Annotated in this window: 22 protein-coding genes; 13 read left to right on the forward strand and 9 right to left on the reverse strand. The window is 40.5% G+C overall.

Annotated features, from left to right (window positions below):
• Window positions 1–16 precede the first annotated feature (16 nt).
• Both ACFW35_RS00510 and ACFW35_RS00515 read left to right on the forward strand, forming a co-directional pair.
• Window positions 17–814, forward strand: coding sequence for a nucleotidyltransferase domain-containing protein (locus ACFW35_RS00510; protein ID WP_379842979.1), 798 nt, complete (start codon window positions 17–19; stop codon window positions 812–814).
• A 274-nt stretch (window positions 815–1088) separates the two neighbouring features.
• Complete coding sequence (locus tag ACFW35_RS00515) at window positions 1089–1406, forward strand: hypothetical protein (protein ID WP_379842981.1); 318 nt, start codon at window positions 1089–1091, stop codon at window positions 1404–1406.
• A gap of 43 nt (window positions 1407–1449) precedes the next feature.
• Here ACFW35_RS00515 and ACFW35_RS00520 read toward each other — a convergent pair whose 3' ends face one another.
• The 4 genes from ACFW35_RS00520 to ACFW35_RS00535 all read right to left on the reverse strand — a co-directional run bounded on the left by ACFW35_RS00520 (window position 1450) and on the right by ACFW35_RS00535 (window position 7057).
• Window positions 1450–3114: a glycoside hydrolase family 13 protein gene (locus ACFW35_RS00520; RefSeq protein WP_379842982.1), complete on the reverse strand. Its 1665-nt coding sequence runs from the start codon at window positions 3112–3114 to the stop codon at window positions 1450–1452.
• A gap of 67 nt (window positions 3115–3181) precedes the next feature.
• Complete coding sequence (locus ACFW35_RS00525; protein ID WP_379842984.1) at window positions 3182–3985, reverse strand: endonuclease/exonuclease/phosphatase family protein; 804 nt, start codon at window positions 3983–3985, stop codon at window positions 3182–3184.
• Between the two features lie 3 nt (window positions 3986–3988).
• A complete protein-coding gene (locus tag ACFW35_RS00530) occupies window positions 3989–5653 on the reverse strand; it encodes a PTS transporter subunit IIBC (protein ID WP_379842986.1) in 1665 nt (554 codons plus the stop codon).
• Window positions 5654–6094: 441 nt separating this feature from the next.
• Window positions 6095–7057 (reverse strand): aldo/keto reductase, encoded by a 963-nt coding sequence (locus ACFW35_RS00535; protein ID WP_379842988.1) that lies wholly within the window; start codon window positions 7055–7057, stop codon window positions 6095–6097.
• Window positions 7058–7301: 244 nt separating this feature from the next.
• Here ACFW35_RS00535 and ACFW35_RS00540 point away from each other — a divergent pair, with 244 nt between their 5' ends.
• The 5 genes from ACFW35_RS00540 (at window position 7302) to ACFW35_RS00560 (ending at window position 14880) form a co-directional block, all read left to right on the forward strand.
• Window positions 7302–9671, forward strand: a complete 2370-nt coding sequence (locus tag ACFW35_RS00540; protein ID WP_379842990.1) for a M14 family zinc carboxypeptidase — start codon at window positions 7302–7304, stop codon at window positions 9669–9671.
• Window positions 9672–9895: 224 nt separating this feature from the next.
• Window positions 9896–10393 carry a PTS sugar transporter subunit IIA gene (locus ACFW35_RS00545; RefSeq protein ID WP_379842991.1) on the forward strand — a complete coding sequence of 166 codons (498 nt, stop codon included), beginning with the start codon at window positions 9896–9898 and terminating at the stop codon, window positions 10391–10393.
• Window positions 10394–10683: 290 nt separating this feature from the next.
• On the forward strand, window positions 10684–11637 hold the full coding sequence (locus ACFW35_RS00550) for an aminoimidazole riboside kinase (RefSeq protein ID WP_379842993.1): 954 nt from the start codon (window positions 10684–10686) through the stop codon (window positions 11635–11637).
• Between the two features lie 346 nt (window positions 11638–11983).
• Window positions 11984–13366 carry a glycine--tRNA ligase gene (locus ACFW35_RS00555; RefSeq protein WP_379842995.1) on the forward strand — a complete coding sequence of 461 codons (1383 nt, stop codon included), beginning with the start codon at window positions 11984–11986 and terminating at the stop codon, window positions 13364–13366.
• Window positions 13367–13776: 410 nt separating this feature from the next.
• Entirely contained in the window at window positions 13777–14880 is a 1104-nt protein-coding gene (locus ACFW35_RS00560) for a M24 family metallopeptidase (protein WP_379842997.1), read from the forward strand.
• A gap of 201 nt (window positions 14881–15081) precedes the next feature.
• Here ACFW35_RS00560 and ACFW35_RS00565 read toward each other — a convergent pair whose 3' ends face one another.
• Window positions 15082–15567, reverse strand: coding sequence for an 8-oxo-dGTP diphosphatase (locus tag ACFW35_RS00565; RefSeq protein ID WP_379842998.1), 486 nt, complete (start codon window positions 15565–15567; stop codon window positions 15082–15084).
• A gap of 81 nt (window positions 15568–15648) precedes the next feature.
• Here ACFW35_RS00565 and ACFW35_RS00570 point away from each other — a divergent pair, with 81 nt between their 5' ends.
• Together ACFW35_RS00570 and ACFW35_RS00575 are read left to right on the forward strand one after the other, a co-directional pair.
• The gene (locus ACFW35_RS00570; RefSeq protein ID WP_379843000.1) at window positions 15649–16251 is read left to right on the forward strand and encodes a TetR/AcrR family transcriptional regulator; all 603 of its coding nucleotides are present in this window, start codon (window positions 15649–15651) and stop codon (window positions 16249–16251) included.
• Between the two features lie 67 nt (window positions 16252–16318).
• Window positions 16319–17581, forward strand: coding sequence for an MFS transporter (locus tag ACFW35_RS00575; RefSeq protein ID WP_379843001.1), 1263 nt, complete (start codon window positions 16319–16321; stop codon window positions 17579–17581).
• Between the two features lie 27 nt (window positions 17582–17608).
• On the opposite strand, the gene ACFW35_RS00580 is transcribed toward ACFW35_RS00575, so the two are convergent.
• Window positions 17609–17791 (reverse strand): DUF6954 family protein, encoded by a 183-nt coding sequence (locus ACFW35_RS00580; protein WP_379843003.1) that lies wholly within the window; start codon window positions 17789–17791, stop codon window positions 17609–17611.
• Window positions 17792–17812: 21 nt separating this feature from the next.
• Window positions 17813–18454 carry a PAQR family membrane homeostasis protein TrhA gene (gene trhA, locus ACFW35_RS00585; RefSeq protein ID WP_379843004.1) on the reverse strand — a complete coding sequence of 214 codons (642 nt, stop codon included), beginning with the start codon at window positions 18452–18454 and terminating at the stop codon, window positions 17813–17815.
• Between the two features lie 155 nt (window positions 18455–18609).
• Here trhA and ACFW35_RS00590 point away from each other — a divergent pair, with 155 nt between their 5' ends.
• The gene (locus tag ACFW35_RS00590; protein ID WP_379843006.1) at window positions 18610–19482 is read left to right on the forward strand and encodes a GNAT family N-acetyltransferase; all 873 of its coding nucleotides are present in this window, start codon (window positions 18610–18612) and stop codon (window positions 19480–19482) included.
• Here ACFW35_RS00590 and ACFW35_RS00595 read toward each other — a convergent pair whose 3' ends face one another.
• Window positions 19483–19950: an NUDIX hydrolase gene (locus ACFW35_RS00595; RefSeq protein WP_379843008.1), complete on the reverse strand. Its 468-nt coding sequence runs from the start codon at window positions 19948–19950 to the stop codon at window positions 19483–19485.
• Window positions 19951–20052: 102 nt separating this feature from the next.
• Between ACFW35_RS00595 and ACFW35_RS00600 the strand changes: the two genes are divergently transcribed.
• The gene (locus tag ACFW35_RS00600) at window positions 20053–21018 is read left to right on the forward strand and encodes a YbgA family protein (protein ID WP_379843009.1); all 966 of its coding nucleotides are present in this window, start codon (window positions 20053–20055) and stop codon (window positions 21016–21018) included.
• Here the strand turns inward: ACFW35_RS00600 and ACFW35_RS00605 are convergent.
• Complete coding sequence (locus ACFW35_RS00605; RefSeq protein ID WP_379843011.1) at window positions 20995–21939, reverse strand: AEC family transporter; 945 nt, start codon at window positions 21937–21939, stop codon at window positions 20995–20997. The two genes, ACFW35_RS00600 and ACFW35_RS00605, sit on opposite strands and share 24 nt — an antisense overlap.
• 82 nt (window positions 21940–22021) lie before the next feature.
• On the opposite strand from ACFW35_RS00605, the gene ACFW35_RS00610 reads away from it, so the two are divergent.
• Window positions 22022–22519, forward strand: coding sequence for a Crp/Fnr family transcriptional regulator (locus tag ACFW35_RS00610; protein WP_379843013.1), 498 nt, complete (start codon window positions 22022–22024; stop codon window positions 22517–22519).
• Window positions 22520–22606: 87 nt separating this feature from the next.
• Complete coding sequence (locus ACFW35_RS00615; RefSeq protein WP_379843014.1) at window positions 22607–23107, forward strand: hypothetical protein; 501 nt, start codon at window positions 22607–22609, stop codon at window positions 23105–23107.
• The last annotated feature ends 299 nt before the right edge of the window (window positions 23108–23406 follow it).

The raw sequence follows: 23406 nt of genomic DNA on the forward strand, positions 1-23406 counted from the left end.
GCAGGGGGGAAAGATGTTGAAAAATTTACAGGATGATATTCGAGAGTTTTTAGAATTTTACAAGGAACTCTTATTAGAAGTTCTGCCTGCTGAACGTGTTCATGGTATTTATTTGTACGGTTCTTTAGCACTTGATGCCTTTGATCCGGATACGAGTGATATTGATTTCATTACGGTGATTAAAGGGCGAATTGGAAAGAAAACAGAGGCATTATTGAATCTAGTTCATTTAAGAAGCAATTCACATCCTTTTGGTTCGAGGATGGATGGCTGCTATGTCACAATTGATCAAGCGGGAAAGGTATATCGAGAAATAGAGGAATATCCGTTCTTTGCTGATGGGAAACTTCACAAAGGGCACTATGATTTAAACTACATAACCTGGTGGACACTTCAGAACAAAGGCGTCGTTGTTTTCGGTGAACCCATATCTTCTCTAAATTTAGATATGAAGTGGGAAGATGTTCAAAAGACTTTGAACTATAATTTAAATACATATTGGAATGAAAAATTAGAACGAGACATGTGTTTCTTTTATGACGAATGGATTGAATTTGGTATCATTACGTTATGCAGAATTTTATTGTCACTGGAATATCGAAAAATTTTTAGCAAGAAAGAAGCTGTTGGTAAAGCGAGAATGTTATTACCTGCAAGGTATCATCCGATTTTGCTGGAGGGACTTAGAATAAAAACAAATCAGCAATCCGAATCTTACTACCATTCCAATGAAGTCCGGAAAGAGGATATGAAGCGGTTTGTTGAGTATACCATCACGTACTGCAATGAAACCTATCAGCTTCAGAGAGCGTAATAACTAGAGGTTGTTTTTGTAAATAATATTGCTGTTCTTGGAAGAAGTTGATTTCCGTTCCAGGTTGCTCGCTTTCCGCGGGGCGGGCGGTGAGCCTCCTGGCGCTTTGCGCCTTCAGGAGTCTCACCTGTCCCGCTGATCCCGCAGGAGTCTCTCACCTTGCGCTCCAATCAACTAGTCAAAGAAGCCTATTTAACAAAAAATATTCATAAGCAACAAATCTTTTAGAAATGAGCCTAACTAGAAATATAGAGTAAGATTGAGGGGATTATTTTTGAAAAAAGAAATGCATTGCGAGAGTTGTTTGATGCCGATTAAGACAAGAGATGATTTGATTACCGTATGGGCATTTTTTAAAGTTCGGCCCTATCATAGATCCTGTTATGAGAATTCGTTAAAAGGGGCTGCACTTTTTGTAGGTAACCAGCCGATAAACGGGTTTTCGGGAAACTTCACAGCACTTGTGGCTTTTATATTAGCGTGGATTCCGTTGTTTAAGGATGTTACTTGGGGATTAACGGTTGTTTGTGTATTTATTGTACTTATGCGTTTATATTCATTTATTCGTTTTGAAAAACGGCTGCCCCTGTAAAAAAAGCGTGCTCTCCGCATTCGGAAAGCACGCTTTCTTTATATTAAGCCTTCACTCGGTAAACGCGAGCTTCATAAGGATTTAGTGAGATACTAGTCACATCGCCATGTGCTGCGACTTCTTCATTCGCGAGGAGTATGTTTTCAGCATTTAGAGTAAGTGTCGATTCAAATGAAGCTTCCTTTTTAGAAAGATTCGTGATGACAATAACTTGCTCTTCACCTAGTGTGCGTGTGTATGCGTAGATTTGCTTGTCGTCTTCGAGCAATAAATCATACGTTCCATACGTAAAGATCTCGTTCTCTTTTTTTAGTGAGATCATCTTTTTGTAGAAGTTCAAGATCGAATTTTTGTCTTGTTCCTGTTTTTCTACGTTAATCTCTGTATAGTTAGGATTCACTTTCATCCAAGGTGTTCCGCTTGTAAATCCAGCATTTTCAGCGCTGTTCCATTGCATTGGTGTACGGCTGTTATCACGGGAAGATGCCCAGATTACGGCCATGATGTCCTCGTGTGAAACGCCTTCTTCACGCTTAATACGGTACATGTTTTTAACCGCTACATCATCATAATCTTCGATGGAATCAAACTGAACGTTCGTCATCCCGATTTCCTGGCCTTGATAGATAAACGGTGTTCCTTGCATAAGGAAGTACATCGCACCCATGCTTGTTGCACTTTGATACCAAAATTCTTCGTCGTTGCCCCAAGTGGAAACGACACGAGGCTTATCATGGTTCTCAATGAATAGAGCGTTCCAGCCTTCTTTTTCAAGACCTTTCTGCCAGCACGTCAGCACTTTCTTCAACTCCACAATATCAAGCTCCGGATTCGTTTCAGCATCCCAAAGACCAAGGTGTTCGAATTGGAAGATCATGTCCATCTTTCCTTGTTCTTTACCAACCCAAAGGTCTGCCTCATCGATTTTTACTCCGTTTGCTTCACCTACTGTCATTACATCGTAGTTCGCGTATGTGCGGTCTTTGAATTCTTGAAGGAACGTATGGATGCCTTTTTGGTTCATATGCATGTCGAACGAAGATACATACTTTTCGTTTTTCGGATTCGGCATATCCGGGAAGCCTTCGCGTTTCTTAATATGACTGATCGCATCGATTCGGAAACCATCGATTCCTTTATCAAGCCACCAGTTTACTGTATCGTAAAGAGCTTCCCGAACTTCAGGATTTTCCCAGTTCACGTCAGGCTGTTTTGTTGAGAAAACATGAAGGTAATATTGGCCTGTTTTTTCGTCATATTCCCAAGCAGAGCCTGAGAAAATGCTTTCCCAGTTGTTTGGCTCTTTACCGTCTTTGCCGTCTTTCCAAATGTACCAGTCACGCTTCGGGTTGTCCTTTGATGAGCGGGACTCAATGAACCATTGATGCTCATCACTTGTATGGTTAAGAACGAGGTCAATGATCAGCTTCATATCTCGCTTATGCACTTCGTTTAAAAGCGCATCAAAATCTTCCATTGTTCCGAAGTCTTCCATAATGTCCTGATAGTCTGAGATGTCATACCCGTTATCATCATTAGGAGATTTGTACATCGGACAGATCCAGATGACATCAATTCCTAAATCTTTAATGTAATCCAAGCGCTGGATGATTCCTATTAAATCACCAATTCCATCTCCATTTGAATCTTGGAAGCTGCGAGGGTAAATTTGATAGCCAACGGCTTCTTTCCACCAAACTTTTTCCATAATGTTACCTCCATCATCTCTTAACAACAGGGGAGGGGATACCATAAAAACGGCTCCCCATAGTCTGTTAGTTTTCTAATTCTAAAGTTACGGTTACACCAGCGTGATCTGAGACCACCGGAGTTTCTTTTCCGTTAAAACGAACGTAAGAACTTTTTACGTTAAGCGGTTTGCTGCATAAAATATAATCGATTCTTCGTCCGTCTTCTTTACCGTTTTGGTTCCACCCGGCGATTGCGCCTTTGATGGTTATTCCATCATCTTTTTCTTTAGCCAATTCATACGTATCGTAAAAGCCGTTTGATTTTACATAATCAAATCCTTCGTCTCTCACGTTAGCATCATTGTTTAAATCGCCCATTAAGAAGGATAATCCGCTTTCTGAAACTTGCTTAAAGAAAGCGTCAATTTGTTTTTTAAACGGTGCTGTTTCATCGTTCCACCAGCCAAAGTGGCCAGAGAAAAAGTTTAGGTCTTTTCCTTCATAAGTGATCACAGCTGAAACGATTTTTCTTGTTTTCCAATTATTCATGTCCTGAAGTTCTGTAACAAAAAAGCTATCGTTTGACTTGATCGGATGACGGCTTAAAACGGCCAGACCTTCTTCATACGTTTCAAAACCATAGTGAGCCATGTCCCAAACAAAATCATAATCGTGAACGCCAAGTTCCTGTAACAGCTGAATTAACACCAAAGCATAGTTGTTTTGTTTAACGTTGCCATTCACAACAGGTGAGTCGATCGATTGCATGACTTCCTGAAGCGCGATTACATCATAACGCTCGCTAGCAATATCGCGAGCTAGCATCTTTAACTTTTCCATCTGGTTCTCTTCTTGCCAGCCATGGACATTCAACGTTAGAAGTTTCATTGATTACATCTCCAAACGATCTTGAATATCAGATTTCAATACGTCCGCTTTTGGTCCGTAAATCGCTTGAACACCTTTATCTTTGATAATGAGACCAAGAGCGCCGTTATCTTTCCATTCTTTTTCCGTTGCAACACCAGCAGTGTCTTTAACCGTTACACGAAGACGAGTCATACATGCGTCAACGTCTTCAATGTTGTCAGCTCCGCCTAACAGTCCGATGATTGCAGATGCTTGAGAGTTGTCTGAACCTGTTGCAGCATCATTTTTAGCAGGTGCAGCAGATTCACCTTCCGTTGTTTCGATATAGTTACCTGCACGTCCTGGAGTAGGCAGGTTGAACTTTTTAATTAATACATAGAAGATTGAGAAGTTAAGTCCAAAGAATACGATACAAGTTAGTACAAAGTTGATTAAGTCTCGAGTTAATCCTGCTTTTACAAGCAATGGTGTACGTGTTAATAACTCAATAAAACCGAATGCATGAACACGCACGTGAATTAAGTCAGCTACTGCAAATGCAAGACCCGTTGTGATCGCGTACACTACATATAGCAATGGTGCAGCGAACATGAACATGAATTCGATGGGCTCTGTAACACCTGTTAAAAATACAGCAAGTGCTGCAGATAAGAACATAGACTTGTACTTTTTGCGCTTGTCTTTATCAACGTTCATGTACATCGCTAGAGCAATTGCTACTAGAGAAGCTGTTGAAAGTACAACTTGTCCCATTTTAAAGCGGGCAGGTACAACATCGTTCAATAGTGCTTGGTACGCTTTTGTATCTCCAGCTTGCAAGAAGTTGTTCAAGTCATTGATCCATGCAAGCCATAGAGGGTCTTGCCCGGCTACAGGAGAGCCTGCGCCAGAACCAGTCATGATTTGGTACGTTCCGCCAAGTTCTGTATAGTTGATCGGCACCGTTAACATGTGGTGAAGACCAAACGGCAATAATAGACGCTCAAGTGTACCGAAAACAAACGGTGCGATAACTGGAGCAGTATTTCGTGATGTTGCGATCCATTTACCAAAGTCATTCAAAAGGCCTTGGATAAACGGCCAAACCAATGCAAGAATCAGTGCCGTAATGACAGACCATAAAATAACGGCAAATGGCACAAAACGCTTCCCATTAAAGAATGCTAAAGCATTTGGAAGCTTGTTGTAGTTGTAATACTTATTAAATAGAACTGCACCTAGGAAACCGGATATGATACCAATAAAAACACCCATGTTAAGAGCAGGAGCTCCTAGAACAGATGTGAAGTAATCTCCAACGATCAGTTCACTTCCAAAAAGGGATTTTACTTTTGCCCCTTCTTCAAGCATCATTGCACTGTTTACACCAAAGATAGCACCAGTAATACGGTTAATGAGGATAAAAGCGATGACAGCTGCAAATGCACCGCCAGCACGTTCTTTAGCCCACGAACCACCAATGGCTACTGCAAATAATATGTGCAGGTTCGTGATGATTGCCCATCCGATGTCTTCCATTACTCGGGCAATCGTTTGCACCAAAGTGATCTCGCCACCTGACATAGCAATAACCTTACCTAGTGATATCATTAAACCGGCAGCTGGCATAACGGCTACTACTACGAGCAGTGCTTTACCAAGCTTTTGCCAGAAATCAAACGAAATGAGTTTTCCACGTTGTTTCAAAACGATTTCCTCCTTTAAGTATATATCTTTCGATGCGTTTTTGAAATCGCATTCATTAGATTGCAAAAATTATTTATGAATCGCTTACAAATTTGTATATGCAAGTAGGTGCAATCGTTTGCATAAATGGATTGTAAAATAAAACGGTTACATTTACAAGCGATAAATTTTAAAAGATGATAAAAGTTTTTCCAGCCGTCGGTGTATACGGTAGTAACAGCTTCTTATAGATGATATATAGGGGGGCATGCGTGAAACTCAAACATTTCTGCGTGGAACTTATGGGTTTACGCGTGAAACGGAAATATTTTCGCGTGGAACAGAGGAGTTTTTGCGTGAAACTAGTCTATCATTGAGTGAACGTGTAATAAATAAAAGAACACGTACCGTAAAATCTTGATTTAAAAAGCAGGCTCATGATTGTCGAGCCAGCTCAACTATTCAAGCGAATACTTTTAAATTGCTTTTCACCGTTTCTATTTTACGCATACCAATCATCGTAGATAGTATCTCTTGAGTGTCCAAAACAAAACGAATAAGCTGATCTGCGTTTTGTTCTTGATTCCCTCGCAGCCTTCCGCAATCAAGCGGTGCACTCGTTGTGACATATACGTCAAGTTCTTCCGCTGCTTGAAATAAAGTGCGCCACTTGCCTTGAACTTGCTGATTTCGATCGGTTAATGCCTTCTGGTTATAAAAGTTGAATGGAGTTTGGATAAAACGGAAATGGTGAGATGAACCCGCCGCTTTCTTTGCGGTATCCATCACTTTTTCAAGTGAAATATAGCCTAAAGCACTAGGGTCTTCAGTGAAGGCTGTCCAGACCGCCATTCCGTAAAAACGAATCGTGCCACGATTGACTTGATCTTCGTAAAACCTGAATAACCTTTCTAATTCTTTATAAAAATTTTCTTCCCCCAGCACGTGCTTGGAGATTTCAGGGTTATGTATATAGTGGATGTCAATCGTATCGAGATTTAAGTGTTTCAAACTTTGCTCAATAGCAAATTCATAATAAGAGGGCTTTAACACATGTTTATGATTATCGATAATTTGAAGGTCTTTTTCTTGAAGTATTCCGGGAGCTATTAGTTTTTCTTTTAAGTAGTTTTCAGGGCGAAGCTGCAGATCGATATCTCCTGGAATGATTCCTGCTTTCGTCGAAACAACAATATCATCTCTATTAATTCTGTCTTTCTTAAATAATTTAGATAACACAGCTCCAACATCTCTTTCCGATCTCATTCCCCGGTAGTTAAGTGCAGTATCTATGAAATTGATGCCATTGCATAAAGCGAATTCAATAGATTCCTGATATAACGCTGAATCTGCTTCATTCATTTCACCTAGATGTGTTCCTAATGCTATGCGTGAAACATCAAACCATGGCGTAGTTCGTTTCAAGACGCTCATCTCCCTTCAAAAATGTATCCACCTAAATTATACCATTTGTAAATTATGTGATTAAAGAACCATGAGTATTTTCTTATTTTTATACATCATACAAAGTTGCGGAGGCTTTTGATGGTTATTTATTGAATAAAGATGTTTAGAAACAAATGTGTAAAAGTTGATAAATAAAAATTGAATAAATATTCATAAATAATTATAATTATTTCCAGATTGAAGGAAGGGGAGAAAGAAATAAATGAAAAAACAGTGGTTTGCCGGGGTATTAAGTATAAGTTTACTAGCTTCGACACCTTATGCAGTTACAGCTGAAGCACTGCAGAAAAAGTGGAAGAATGTAAATGTAAGTGAAGAGGCAGATGGAAGTCTTTTTAACTCCGAGCATTATGATTTTGTAAAGTATTCTAAGTTTGATGAAATACTTAAGAAGATTGATAAGGAAAGTGAACGTGTATCGTTAGAAATTACAGGACATTCGGCAGATGGACATCCATTATACGCAATCACCATCTCAAATCCTGAAGATAAAGGTAAGTATGGTCATTATAAAAAACTCCGCAAGCAAATGATTAAAAATCCTGAAAAAGCACAAAAGTGGGTCGCCGAGAATGAAGATTTTAAAGTGCCGGTTATGATTAACGGTTCCATTCATGGAACGGAATACATAGGCTCTGATGCTGTTCTTCAGCTGATCGAACGTTTTGCGTTTAAGAACGATGAAACGACAAAAAAAATTCTAGCTAGCAATATATTAATCTTCAATGTATCTGCAAATCCTGATGGACGTGTGGACGGCACTCGTTTTAACGGTGAGGGTATCGACTTGAACCGTGATTTCATTACGCAGTCTCAGCCCGAGACAAAGCAAACGGTCGATCTTATTACAGAATGGAATCCGATGGTCTTCTTAGATCTTCATGGGTACGTGAACTGGATGGAAAATAAGCCAGGCTTGATCGAGCCTTGTACACCGCCGCATAATCCTAACTATGAGTATGATCTTTTTTCAAAGTGGGCGTTAGATCAAGCGGAAGCGATGGAAGCTGAGATCGTAGGAAATAAAGCAGAATATGAAAGTGAAACCTATCAAAATATGAGCGGGACATACATTCCTCAGCGTGATGACAGCTTTGGCTGGGACGACTATCCGCCAATCTTTACCCCTATGTATGCCATGTATCATGGGGCTTATGGCTATACATTAGAAGCGCCGACAAATACGTGGGATGGCGTGAAATGGGCGAATGATGCGGTAATGGGAGCTCTTAAGTTTTCAACAGAAAATAAACAGGGCATGCTGACGGATCAGATTGAAATTTTCAAAAGAGGAATTAATTTTGATCACCCTTACCATGAACAAGGGTTCTTCCCGAATGCTTATGTGCTTCCTGTAGATGAAAAAGACCCGACAGTTGCAGAGAAGGCGGTTAACCATCTCCTTGATAACGACATTTCTGTTGAAAAAGCGAATAAGCCTTTCACAGCAGAAGGGGTAACTTACCCTAAAGGAACCTTTATTGTACCTATGGACCAGGCGAAAGCGGGACTCGCGAACACAATGCTCTGGAACGGTGAAGACATCACGAATGATACACCGGCTATGTATGACATTTCCGCGTGGAGCTTGCCAGAACTTTGGGGCTTTGAAGCCGTTGAAGTGAAGTCTGAATTAAACGCAAAAACCTCACCAGTAAAAAGCGCTGACTACCATGGATCTTTGAATGGAAAAGGTCCTTATGTGATTGAAAACAGCTCAGTAGAAGCGGTAGAGCTGGTTAATGAATTGCTGCAAGCTGGTGCGGCAGTCTATAAAGGGGAAGACGGCAATTTTTATCTGGAGAGCATTCCAGCAAAAAGTGTATCTCTTGTAAAAGAATCAGGTTTAAAGGTGGATACAGCAGCGATCCCATCAGAAAAGGAAAAGCTGACTACTATAGAAGTTGCGATTTTAAAGGATGGCGGTATAAATAAAGCACAAACACATGCCGGCACTAAGCTTGCACTCGAACGCCTAGGTTTCTCTGTAACAGAAGTAACACCTAAAGAGGTAGCTGAAAAAGGAATTTCAAACTTTGATGCGTTTATTTACAGCGGAACAGAACTGATGCTTCAATATGAAAAAGTTAGAGAAGCGAACAAGCCTTTTGTTGTAGGAACAAAAGAAGCGTATGACAAGTTTGCAGAGAATGTTCAGGACTTTGTAGATGGCGGCGGTAAATTTATCGCGGTTGGCGCAGGCGGTGCAAAGGCATCCAGCATGATGGGACTTACAGATATTAAAGTGAATACCGGGGGGTCTGACAGCAATGGAATTGTGGAAGTAGTATACGGTGAAGATGAGCTAAGCAAAGGCTATAAAGAGAATGACCTAGGTTTTGTTTATAAGCCAGTTTGGTTCACAGAGCTTGGTGAAGCGAAAACTGTTGCTTCGTTTAAAACAGGAGATTTCTTTATGGCCGGACATTGGAAAAATAATGAGCTTGCAGCAGGACAAGCAGTTATCGTGGAAGAAACAGATGAAGATGTGACACTGATCGGACTTGAAGCAGGCTTCCGTGACCATACGGACTACTTATTCCGTCTATTATCTAATGCGCTTTATCAATAAAGTGAGACCTTTCTAATTGACTTTTAAGCAAACGCTGCATTATTTTTATATGTAAAGTTTGCTGAGAGAACTGACAAACTAAGAGACCTGAAGAACATTGAAACACTGCTTTCCCTGTTCTTTGGTCTTCTTTAGTATCGTTATTTTTAAAAGTCGAATGTTTTAAAGCGTTCCCACAAGTGTAAATTATAAAGGTAAGCAGACGGAAAGGTGAGTGAAGGAATATGTTTAATAAATTGTTCGGAAAAAAAGAAGTGAAAAAAGAAGAAACGATTGTTGCTCCTTTAACAGGTAAAATCGTATCAATAGAAGAAGTACCAGACCCAACATTCTCTCAAAAAATGATGGGGGACGGGATTGCGATAGAGCCAACAGAAGGTGTGGTTGTATCACCTGTTGACGGTGAAATTGTGCAGTTTTTCCACACGAAGCACGCGATTGGTATTCAGTCTGAATCTGGCGCTGAAATTTTAATTCATGTGGGCCTTGAGACGGTGAACATGAACGGTGAAGGCTTTAAAGGTCACGTGAATGTTGGGGATAAAGTAAAAGCAGGCGATAAACTTCTGACTTTTGACTTAGATCTTATTAAAGAGAAAGCAGCAAGCACGGTGACCCCAATCGTTATCACGAATGGAGATGCCGTTGAATCCTTGGATAAGCGAGCTGCCTCAGATGCAACAAAAGGTGAAACGTCTCTGCTGCAGATTAAGATGAAATAGAGAAAAAAATCAGGCTTATTTGGTCTGGTTTTTTTAAAAGGTTCTTTTTTCTATACATTGTTGCAACTGAGAGATTTTGAAGAATTTCTTCATCGAACAGTTAATTGGAGCGGAAGGGCGAGACTCCTGCAGGATAAGTGGGACAGGAGAGACCAATCAATGTCGCTATGCGACGATTGGGCTCACCGCACACCCTGCGGAAAGCGAGTCCTGCAGCGGAAATTAACTCATTCAAAAGCAACAAATTTTACGAAAACAGCCTTTTTAATAAAACAAAGGGGGAGGCAATGATGAAAAAAGGAATTATCTCTTTAGGTGAAGCGCTTGTTGATTTTATCCCTACTGATGAAACGAATTCGATGTATTATAAACGTGCCGGCGGTGCTCCCGCTAATGTAGCAGTGGGTGTCGCACGCCTTGGGTCAGATGCTGTTTTTTTAGGCAAAGTCGGTGACGATGTACTCGGTGACTTTTTAATTGATACATTGAAAAGTTACGGTGTAAATGCGTTTCATGTGTATAAAACCGATGCTGTGCGGACGGGAGCTGTTTTTGTAACCTTATCTGAAAAAGGAGAAAGGTCTTTTGAATTTTACATTAATCCGAGTGCCGATCGCTTCTTAGAAGAAAAGAATATACAGCCTAGTCTTTTCAAAGACAAAAAAATCTTTCATTTCGGCTCTATTTCCTTGATTGCCGAACCATCCAAAAGTGCGACGGAAAAAGCCGTTAAACTCGCAAAAGAGAACGACATGTGGGTTTCTTTTGATCCGAACTTAAGGCTTTCGCTATGGAAGACACCTGCTTTGGCACGTGAAACCATTCTTTCCATGCTCCCTCATGCAGATATAGTTAAGCTTTCAGAAGAGGAACTAGAATTTATTACAGGATTAAAAAAGGTTGAGGAAGGTATTAAAGTCCTTCAGCAATACGATATACCCTTACTTTTTATCACCCTCGGAGATGACGGCAGCTATGTTGTCACGAAAGATGGCGGTGAGTATATTCCTGCAAAAGGTGTTACAGCTATTGATACGACGGGAGCGGGAGATGCATATGTTTCAGCGGTATTGCATCAGTTAAATGAATATAAGGGGACACTTGAGGAACTTAGTCTCGATGAAGCAGCCGATATGGCGGTTTTCGGCAGTATTTCAGGGGCTCTAACGGTATCGAGTAAAGGTGCAATGACATCTCTTCCAACTTTGGAACAAGTTAAAGAGGAACTTGCACAATTGAAGTAATAAACGCATATAATAGGAAAATATTTTGACTAATGTTTTTGTTTTTTGGTAATATTACTTTATAATAAAACAAGATATGCAGCCGTGAAGGATGAATAGTAGCTAATCTGACACTCTTTAAAGCGAGCCGGGGGCGGTGCAAGCCCGGTAAGAGACATTAGTGAAACGGCAATCCGGAGCTGTTTTGGAAAAGAGGATTCGTTTTACATACGGACGGATCAACTAGGGTGGAACCGCGGGAGATACAACTCTCGTCCCTGGGCATAGCGCCTTGGGACGGGAGTTTTTTATTTTTTTATAAAAGACGAACGGTCCATAAGGCTAAATCCGAATGGGAGGAATTACAATGTCAAAAAACATGGAAACCATCACAAATCATGCGAAACATCGCGGTTTTGTATTTCCGGGATCTGAAATTTATGGAGGTCTTGCAAACACGTGGGATTACGGTCCGCTTGGTGTTGAACTGAAGAACAACGTGAAAAAAGCATGGTGGAAAAAGTTTGTTCAAGAGTCCCCTTATAACGTAGGTTTGGATGCAGCGATCCTTATGAACCCTCGTACTTGGGAAGCTTCAGGTCACATTGGAAACTTCAACGATCCAATGATGGACTGCAAAAACTGTAAAGCGCGTCACCGTGCTGATAAGCTGATTGAAGATGCAGCAGATCAAGCAGGAAAAGAAATCATCGTAGACGGTCTTCCGTTCGAAAAGATGGAAGAATTAGTGAAAGAGTACAATATTGCCTGTCCTGAGTGTGGAAGCCACGACTTTACAAGCATCCGCCAATTCAACTTGATGTTCAAAACGCACCAAGGTGTAACAGAATCAAGTTCCAACGAAATCTACATGCGTCCGGAAACTGCACAAGGAATTTTCGTTAACTTTAAAAATGTTCAGCGTACGATGCGTAAAAAATTGCCGTTCGGTATCGCACAGATCGGTAAGAGTTTCCGTAACGAGATCACGCCAGGTAACTTCACGTTCCGTACGCGTGAGTTCGAACAAATGGAGCTTGAGTTCTTCTGTAAGCCAGGAACCGAGATCGAGTGGTTCAACTATTGGAAAGATACAGCTGAAAACTGGCTGAAGTCATTAGGTATGACTGAAGAGAACCTTCGTCTTCGCGACCATAATGAAGATGAGCTTTCTCACTACTCTAACGCGACGACTGACTTTGAATATAAGTTCCCGTTCGGATGGGGCGAACTTTGGGGTGTAGCATCCCGTACAGACTTTGACTTAAAGCGTCACATGGAGTTCTCCGGTGAAGATTTTAACTACATTGATCAAGAAACGAACGAACGTTACATTCCGTATTGCATCGAGCCTTCTCTAGGTGCTGACCGCGTAACGCTAGCGTTCTTAATCGATGCTTATGAAGATGAAGAACTAGAAGATGGCACAAGCAGAACAGTCATGCACTTGCATCCTGCATTGGCGCCATATAAAGCGGCAATCCTGCCATTGTCTAAGAAGTTGTCTGAAGAAGCGACTGAAGTGTTCAGCTCATTAGCTAAAGACTTCAATGTGGATTATGACGAAACAGGATCGATCGGTAAACGTTACCGCCGTCAAGATGAGATCGGTACACCGTTCTGTATCACGTATGACTTTGATTCTAAAGAAGATGACATGGTGACTGTTCGTGACCGTGACACGATGGAACAAACGCGTGTGAAGATTGCAGACCTTAAGAGCTTTATCGAGGAAAAAGTACAGTTTTAACAAAAAAATCTTTTTGCTGTTAGATGTGGTTGATTTCCGCTCCAGGATGCTCGCTTTCCGCGAGGCGTGCGGTGAGCCCCTGTGAAGATATGAAGTGCTGCTCCTGCGTCTACAAGAAAATCCTGATGATGCGAGCTTCCTCGTCGCATGCCTTACCAGAAGAATACTCAGGTAGCTGGCACGCTGATCCCGCAGGAGTCTCGCACCTTGCGCTCCAATCAACTTTCAATGAAGCGTACTCACTAAAATGTTCCAAGCAACAACCTTTTAGAAATGAACCTAACAGAAAAATAGAGCACACATTTGCGAATGCGATGTGTGTTTCTGTTTTTTCTGTGGGGTTTATTTTACAATAGACAGTGAGAGATAAAACTTTGATGCCAATTCAGGCTTTTAATGGAGGTATACATATGAACGAAGGACGTATTCAAAAGGTTAAAGATTGGTTAAAAGAAGAAGGTCAAACGTTTGCCTTCATTCATACGAAGGCAAATGTTTTCTATTTGTCTGGACTTTACACGGATCCGCATGAACGTGTGCTTGGTGTTGTTGTACTGCCAGAAGGTGAACCGTTCATGATTTGCCCGGGAATGGAGCATTCACAGGCAAAAGGTGCAGGATGGACACATGAAATTGTTGGATACAGCGATTCTGAAGATCCGTGGGCTAAAGTGCAGGAAACTTTGGCTGGGCGCGGTGTAACAGCAGCAACTTCAATTGCGGTGGAAAAAGAAACACTTCCATATGCACGCGGTGAAAAGCTTCTTGGTATGTTTGAGAATACAAAGTTAGTTGGGGCTGAAGAGCTGCTGAACGAACTTCGTTTAATAAAAGAAGAAGGCGAGCTTGAGACCCTTCGTGAAGCGGCACGTTTGGCGGACTACGGCGTTGAAGTTGGTGTTGCAGCACTTAAAGAAGGCGTAACAGAAATGGAAGTACTCGCGAAGATCGAGTTCGAACTGAAGAAAAAAGGCATCAGCCAAATGTCGTTCTCGACAATGGTGCTGTTTGGCGAGAAAGCAGGACAGCCTCATGGTAAACCGGGCTTAAGAAAGCTTCAGCACGGTGATTTTGTATTGTTTGACTTAGGTGTTGTGTTAGACGGCTATTGCTCTGACATCACGCGTACGGTAGCGTTTGGTGATCTGGATGAAAAACGCCGTGAGATTTATGATACAGTTTTGCAGGCGCAGCTGAAGGCGTTGAAAGCATCAAAGCCAGGTACACGCATCGGAGACCTTGATGTAATTGCGCGCAACCATATTACAGAAGCAGGCTATGGAGACAACTTCCCGCACCGCATCGGGCATGGCTTGGGAATCGATGTCCATGAGTTCCCGTCCATGAGTGATAACAATGACGGCGTGCTGCGTGAAGGCATGACGTACACGATCGAACCAGGGATCTATATCGATGACATCGGCGGTGTACGTATTGAAGATGATGTTGTTGTAACCGCTGTTGGGTATGAAACATTGACGAAATATCCGAAAGAACTGCAGATAATTAAATAAAATAAGTGAAATAAAGAAGGATGACTCGTGATTGAGTCATCCTTTCCTTTTTAGTGAGTCTTTGAGAGGGTATTTGGCTGTGTAGTAGTGGTTTTCGGCAGTGCTGTGAGACCCAATCCTAAAGTTTTGGGCGTGAATCCACAAAAAAGGGTGTTGAATCCACGAGTTTACATTAGTTCGACATTAGTCATATATGCTAAATCAAGTCTTTAAAGTTTTTACTTTGATCTGCTCATCTATATCAGCATCCCACTCTCTCTGAATTTCAAAAGTGCCTGCTTCAAAGAACAAAGGGAACGTTTCTTTAAACCAGCTTTGCATAGGCAGTTCAAGAGCTTTAGAAATCGGCACCCATACAAGCTCTCCTTCAGGTGGATCTTCCATCAATTCACCAGAAAACATATAAGTCCAATAGTTAAAAACCATGTATCTGACATTCTCTTTCGGGTTAACATACTCATCGATCCCTTTAAAGACGAGATTGGAGACATCGAGCCCAGTTTCCTCTTTTACCTCTCTAATTGCCCCATCTATTAAACTTTCAGGAAAGTCAATTTTACCTCCTGGAGCTAGATAACCAGGAAATCCTCGTTCGTCGGGACGCTTAATCAATAGAACTTTATCACTATTCTGTACCATACACATTGTAAAAAGACGGTGCTCAACAGACATTATAATGTATTCCATAAAAAGTTGTTTACTAATTTTAACATATCACATATAATAATGATTGATTAACCAATCATCGGTAAAAAGGAGAAATTTATTTTGCCTTTATCAGACAAACAAATTAAAGCGATGGAACAAAAACGTGAAAAAATCCTGCAGCAGGCAATCATCTTATTTGCTGAACAAGGCTATGAAAGTACAACAATAGCTAAAGTAGCTAAAGCTTCTGGTGTGAGCTTCGGCAGTGTTTTTACATACTTCGAAAACAAAGACCAGCTTTTTTACCATGCTGTTACAGAGCCATTAAACACCGTTTTTAAAGTGGATCTTTTAGAGTTTGATCCTGATGCTGAGGATTTATTGGCTGAAATTAAAAGTATGATAGACAAACATATTCGTATTTTTATCGAGATGCGTACGTATCTGCAATTAGTAGTACAAGTAATAGGACAGCATACGAAGTTTCCTGAACCTTTTAAAGAGCTTGATGATTTTAGCCTTGAGTTTATTCAAAAGCTTATTCTAATTATTACAAATGCGCAAAGAAGGGGTGTCCTTGAAGAATCTGACGCTGATTTAACAGCAACTGCTTATTTGGGCTTTTTATTAGGAATCAGATTAACTTTTACTGACTATGCTGTGTCACGCATCTGGGAAAAGCTTAAGATTCCGGCTTTTCAATTGCTATATCCGAAACGCTAAATGTGTTTCGGTTTATTTTTAAAATACAAATGATTGATTAATCAATCATAAAAATGGAGGTTTGAATATGAGTTATTTTACGTTTCATCGTAACATTCAATTAAGGCTGGCTCTTCAATTTTTTACAACACTTGCTTCCTCAGCTGTAATCCCGTTCTTAGCGATTTTCTTTTCAAATCAGGTAGGTGAATTTGCAACAGGGCTCATGTACATTGGTGTGATTTTATCAGGAATTACAGGAGCTTTGTTAGGAGGGAGACGTGCTGATCGGATAGGACGAAAAAATACAATTTTATTATGTGAAGGAATGATAGGAATAGGTTATCTCTTAGCAGGAATTAGTAATCTAATATTTTCGATATCGCCTCACACTAACTTTATTTTATTTATCATTATTATGTTTTTTACTGGAATGGCAGGACCTGCCTATGGTGCGGTCATAATTGATTCGAGTACACAGGAAAACAGGAAGGCTGTTTATACGGTCTCGTATTGGCTAAATAATCTTGCTGTTGCAGCAGGAGGTCTAATCGGAGCTTTTCTTTTTAAAAAATACCCATATGAAATGTTTATTGGAATTGCACTTGTGGCTTTTCTCTCGTGGATTGTAACGAAAATATGGCTGCAGGACATTCAGGTTTCCGTAGCTGCTATTCAAATCAGTCAACAAGATACTAAAAGCTGGATTGAGAATTATAGGGATATTTTTTTAAATGGACGATTTATATTCTTTACTATAGCAGGCTTGTTCCTTATTTCCTTAGAAGAAAGTCTAACGACATATATGGGTATAAAACTTGTCGAACAATTTAAGGATCCTATACCTTTGCTCCCGTTCACTTCAATCTTTGAAGTAGATGGATTCCAGCTGATTGGTTTGCTAAAAGCAGAAAACACGATCTTAGTCGTTCTGCTAAGTTTAGTCATTGCAGCTTTATTGAAAAAGTATCAAGAGCGTCTTCTGATGCTTGGGGGAGGTTTTTGTTATGCGTTTGGCTATATCGTTATTAGTTATAGTAATATTCCTTTAGTTTTACTAATAGCTATGTTTATTGCCACCATAGGGGAACTGGCACATATTCCGGCTAAGCAAGCTTATTTGGCTTCATTAATACCTGATGATGCAAGAGGAGCCTACATGGCTGTTTATGGTTTATCTTTTCACCTTTCAGGCATTATTGCTGCACTATTTGTCATGCTGAGCGGTATTCTTTCAGCGGCGATAATTACTGGTTTGTTTATTCTAATGGGTTCTGTTAGCTTGATGATCTACTATTTATTATTTAAAACGGAACAAAAACAACAAAGAATCGAAAAGTCTACGGCATAAAAAAAGAGCAGAGGTCAATCTCTGCTCTTACGAAATTCTCTTCTTTAGCGATTTATAAACTGCAAACAATGCGGCAAAAATCAATAAAACAACAATCAGCGTCAGCGTCCGTTCACCAGGCATCCCGTCTGCCATCAACACCGGACCGAGACCAAAAAAGGCTACTAGTAAAAAGGCAATTCCAAAAACAATCCTCAGCACGATTTTCATTTTTGTCACCCCTTATCTATTCTATGACAGAGGGAGCACATAAAACATCATAAGAAAATGTAAAACACTGCCCGCTAAAACGAACAGATGCCAAACCGCGTGGTGAAAGGGAAAGCTGCGCCACACATAAAAGATACTGCCGAGCGTGTAGATGATCCCGCCAGCAACAAGCAGCTGAATTCCTTCAGGAGGCATGTTTGCCGAAATATCTTGAAGCGCAAATGTGATCAGCCAGCCCATTGCTACATAACCAAGCGTGGACAAAACAACAAACTTTTTTGTGAAAAAGACTTTAAAGACAACCCCAAAAGCGGCAAGACCCCAAACGACTCCGAACAATGACCAGCCCAGTGCACCGCCGACAACGATCAGTACGATCGGCGTATACGTCCCGGCGATGAACAAGTAGATTGCAGCATGGTCCATGATCTCAAATATATCTTTTACCCGTCCTTTAGGAAAAGCGTGTACGAGAGTGGATGCGGTATAAAGCGCAAGCATCGTTCCACCAAATACGGCAAAACTTACAATATGAACAGCTGTCCCTTTCCAGACTGCAAACACGAGCAGGATGGAAGTTACGGCAACACTAAGCAGGACCCCTATACCATGCGTGATGGCGTTCGCTATTTCTTCACGTTTTGTAAATACATGTGTACTCATTCCGTTCACCTCCCTTTACGTTATGGTCAGTATATCAGAAATCAACGCCCTTTAATCAAATAAAGACTTTAAGATTTTATGAAATAGAGGGAATCGAATTGTAAAGATTGAAATATATAGGATTACAGACTTTATATAAAGAGAGGGTCATGGTTATGGAAGTAACACGTTATGAATCTATTCCTGCATTTTATGATGAAGTGGAAACGTTCTTGCTTGATCAGGAGGACAGAGCGCAGATTATGCTGGGGAATTGCCTGCGAAACAGAGATAAAGTGTGGGAAAAAGAAAAGCCATTCTTAGCGACAGTAAAGAAAGATGGAAAGATCATTCTTGCTGCAATGCTGATTCCGCCATATGCCATCTTGCTGTTAGAAAAAGAAGAAGCAGACGGCGTTGCAGCTGCCCCGCATTTAGCCGACTATTTAATAAAAGAAAATTACGCGATTCATAAAGTACATGCACCAAAGGCAGTTGGGAAAGCTTTTTCAAAGCATTGGACAGCAGCTCATCATTTGGAAGAAAAAGTGCTAATGGATGTGCGCTTGTATACGCTGCAGTCTGTTATACAGCCGGCGGTACGTCCTGGGAAATTGCGGCTCGCAACCGAAAGTGACTTAACGTTTTTACCGCAGTGGATTGTTGAGATGACAGGTGAGATCAATCAGCTCATGACGCGTGAAGAAGCAGAAGTATATGCAGATACAAGAGTACGAGATGGCTTCCTTTTTGTTTGGGAAGATGGTGGGAAAGCCGTATGTATGGCATCTAAAACAAGACCTAATGTTAAAGGTGTAGCAGTAAATCTTGTTTATACGCCAAAAGAGCTGAGAGGAAAAGGCTACGCGAGTGCCTGTGTTGCCGCATTAAGTGAACACCTTTTACAAGAGGGATATGAATTTTGCTCCTTATTTACGGATTTAGCGAATCCAACTTCAAATAAAATCTATCAAAATATTGGATATCAACCTGTATGTGATTTCGTTGAATTTAAGTTTAACGAAAAAAGAGCAGAGACACCGGCTTAACTACCGGTACGCTCTGTTCTTTTCTTTTTTCTGGAGATAATCGTTTATGTATCTTTGCGTGCTCTTTAGTAATCCGTCAGGAAGCTGATTCGGGCTGAAGTAACGGAAATCATAAGATTCATCTTCATCTATTAAAATATTACCTTTTACGTCTGTTGCCGTATATACCGCAGTTACACAATAGAGCTCATCTCCATTTGGAGCTTTTAAATAATGATCTGCACCGGAATAAACATGGAGCTGTGTTAAGCCACCAATATCGAGACCCGTTTCTTCTTTTACTTCACGAACTGCGGTTTCTTCAAAACTTTCACCTAGTTCCATTAAACCCCCAGGAAGTCCCCAGCCTCCATCTCTTCGGTGCTGCAGCAGTATTTCTTCATTTTTGTTTACAATGATTACAACTGATCCGGGTAAAATAAGCGGTGCACTTCCTACGTGTTTTCGAAGATCCTCATAATATGTCATCTAACCTCTCCTCTCTTTAACCAACATTTTACAGGAATCATGATAAAATTTCACCTGAAAATGGAGACAATGATAGAAAACAATGAATGAGGAGCAGGATGGATGGAAGCTTATGCAAGACCTAGAGTCGTTGTCAGCAAGTGTTTGGAATTTGACGCGTGCCGCTACAACGGTGATGTGATCTATAATGATGTGATTAAAAAATTAATAGAGTACGTAGATTTTGTCCCAGTATGCCCGGAAGTGGAGATTGGCCTCGGAACACCGAGGGAAACAATCAGAATTGTAAAACAAGGAGAAGACTATTTGCTTCTTCAGCCTTCTACAAAACGAGACGTAACAAAAGAAATGACTACATTCTCAGAAAACTATCTAGCGGGCCTAAAGGATACAGACGGGTTTATTTTAAAAACACGCTCACCTTCATGCGGAATAAAAGAGGTAAAAGTGTATGCGTCAACTGAAAAAGGTCCGGCGATCGGTCATGCAAGCGGTCTGTTCGGAGGAAAGGTCACGGAACTCTTTTCGCATCTGGCAGTTGAAGAGGAAGGAAGACTAAATAACTTTACGATCCGGGACAGGTTTTATACGAAACTTTTCACATTAGCCTCTTTTCGCAGATTGCTTCCTAAGGAATTAGATGCTGTTAACGATTTTCATAAAAAAAATTACTATTTACTCATGGCATACAGCAAACCGACTTTAAAGGTGATGAACCGGATATTAAAAAATGTTCATGAGAACGGTGAAGAGAAGACGATTGAGCTGTATGCAAATGCACTGCACAAGTTGTTTAACCGCGCGGCGAGAAATGATTCTAATCGCAGTGTTGCCAAAGAAATTTTCAAAAGGTTTGAATCCAAACTATCTGTCAGAGAAGTGGCTTTTTTTGAAGAGCTTTTGCAAAAATACGCCAACAAGAAGGAGCCGTTTTCAAGTATTACCACACTATTAAAATCACACGCTATCCGTTTTGAAGATAACGAGGTATTGCAGCAGACGTTTTTTGCTCCATATCCTGAGATTCTGCTCGAGATTTCTGATTCAGGAAAGGGACGAGATTATTAAAAGGAAGCTATATAAAGCTGGAATGGTTATACAAGAAAGAAAAGTGCTTAAAGCAACTCCTGCCGCTGCAAAGGAAGCATCTTCTCCATATTGTTGAGCGTACATTGAGATCGTAGGAGCTGAGGGCATTCCGGCTACTAAAAAGGCGACTGCAAAAAGCTGAAACGGCAATGATAAAAATAAGAATGGCACCAATAAAAGCGGAAATAGAATCAATTTATAAAAGGATGCCAGCCAAAGGGCTCTGTTTTTTAGAAATAGCTTTAATTCTGCAACAGGCATCCCTCCTAATAAAGAACCGATCAACAGCATGGAAAGCGGCACAGTAGGTTTACCTGTCAGTTCTAGCGTATTAGAAATAACAACAGGAAGAGTTCCGGGCAGAATCATCAATAATAGACCGGCTAAGGTAGCAATAACACCGGAATTCAAGAAAACTTTTTGCCTTTGGACGCTTTCTGCATTCCGTGCAAAAAGGTAGATCGCATATGTCCAGATATATAATAAATAAACGAAGTTAAATAGAGTGCCATAGAAAACTCCTTCTTTTCCAAACAATAAAAAGCAGACTGCGATGCCAAGAAAGCCTTGATTGCCAAAGATCATGATGCCTTCTAAGGCATTTTTCTTTTGAGTATCTGGTTTTAATTTTTTAACGGTAAAAGAGGAGATTATAGATGAAACGATGAGAACAAATGCTGATATAAAAGAGAGCCAGCCGAACTGAATTAAATTTTCAACTGAAAACTCAACATCCATCCCATATAAAATAAGCGCAGGCAGAGTGACGTTTAATATAACAGCCGTTAAAACTTTTTCACTGCCCTCCGGTAATATTTCTTTTTTTCGAAGCATGTAACCTATTAGGGCAATGCTGTACAATAGTGTTAATTCCTGTATGAAATAAGCGAACTGGTTCATTTTGTTTCCTCCCCATATAAAGAGTATGGGCATGGGCTGAAATGGGTGAACACGATTGACGCAAAGGGGGATGAAGTTCTTCATGTTTATAGCAAAGGGAGAAACTTTATTTAGGCAAGGGGAAGAAGGGCCTTTATTCAAACTTGATAAAGGATTATTAAAAATAGTCAGAGTACATGAGGATGGAAGCCAGTTATTATTAAATTTGATCGTTCCAGGTGAGATGATTCCGCATCATTCACTAACAAGCCATAAAGAATACAACGGCTCGGCGATTGCTCTTTTACCTTCAGAGGTCACAAGAATTGATCCAGAGCAATGGTACAGGTCTTTAGAGGAAGATCCTAGGGTCTTTAAAGAAGTAGCGCATCTTTTAGAAACAAAATTAAGAATGATGCAGCAAAGGATCAATCAGATGTCGACATTAACTCCGGAAGGAAAGGTCGCAAAGCTTCAAAAGTGGTTTGCGAGTTATTTTCCTGAAGTGCCTGTTGAAAAGGTACTGACCCAGGAGGAAATCGGCCAGTTTGTTGGACTTAGAAGAGAAACAGTTAACCGGGTTTTAAAAAAGCTGAAGTGAATTGTCAAAGAAATTACATACATATGAACGCAAGAAATTCACTTTTTTAACAAATGATACAAGTATAACAGTTAAGGAGTGATATAGATGAAAAAGATCTTACCTGCTGCACTGGCTTTTGCTTTACTATCCAGTGGATCTGTAACGGTTTTTGCACAACAAGCGGATAACGTTCAGGTTGTAAAAGAGAAAAGAGAACATCATTTCAGACACATGAAAAACTTTGAAGCCGAAGTACATATGGCCAATGAGCTAAAAATAGAACGTCTTGAAATAAAAAAAGAGATTGTACAAAAGAAGGATCAGCTTTTCAGCCTTCACGTAAAAGCTGCTGAAGGTGGAAAGAAAGAAACTAGAAGCGGGAAAAAGGCAATTTGGCAGGATATGAAGCAGATTCATGAAGACTTGAAAGCTTTAAAGCAAGAAGCGCATAAAACGAAAAAATCGATGCATGATGCCATGCGAGCTGATGATGAAAAACTCGCTAAAGAAAAAATGACTCAATGGCTGAGCATCAACGAAAAGATAAATAACAAACTTAGTGAAAAATCTCAGAAACTCGATGAGATCATAGAGCAATACAATTAATCAAGGCTGTTTTTCATAAACATAGTTTCTATTAGAAGATGTTGATTTCCGCTTCAGGATGCTCGCTTTCCGCGGGGCGTGCGGTGAGCCTCCTCGCGCTTTGCGCATTTAGGAGTCTCACCTGTCCCGCTTCATAGAAGGAACCTTGCTCCTGCGTCTACAAGTTAATGCTACCGATGTGAGTTTCTCGTCGCATGCCTTGCGAGAAGCTTATCATGTGGTAGGCACGCACCTTGCGCTCCAATCAACTATTCAAAGAAGTCAACTCAATAAAAAATGGTCAAAAGCAACAATCTATA

This window comes from Fictibacillus sp. NPDC058756 (genome assembly GCF_042746035.1).
Taxonomy (GTDB): Bacteria; Bacillota; Bacilli; order Bacillales; family Fictibacillaceae; genus Fictibacillus.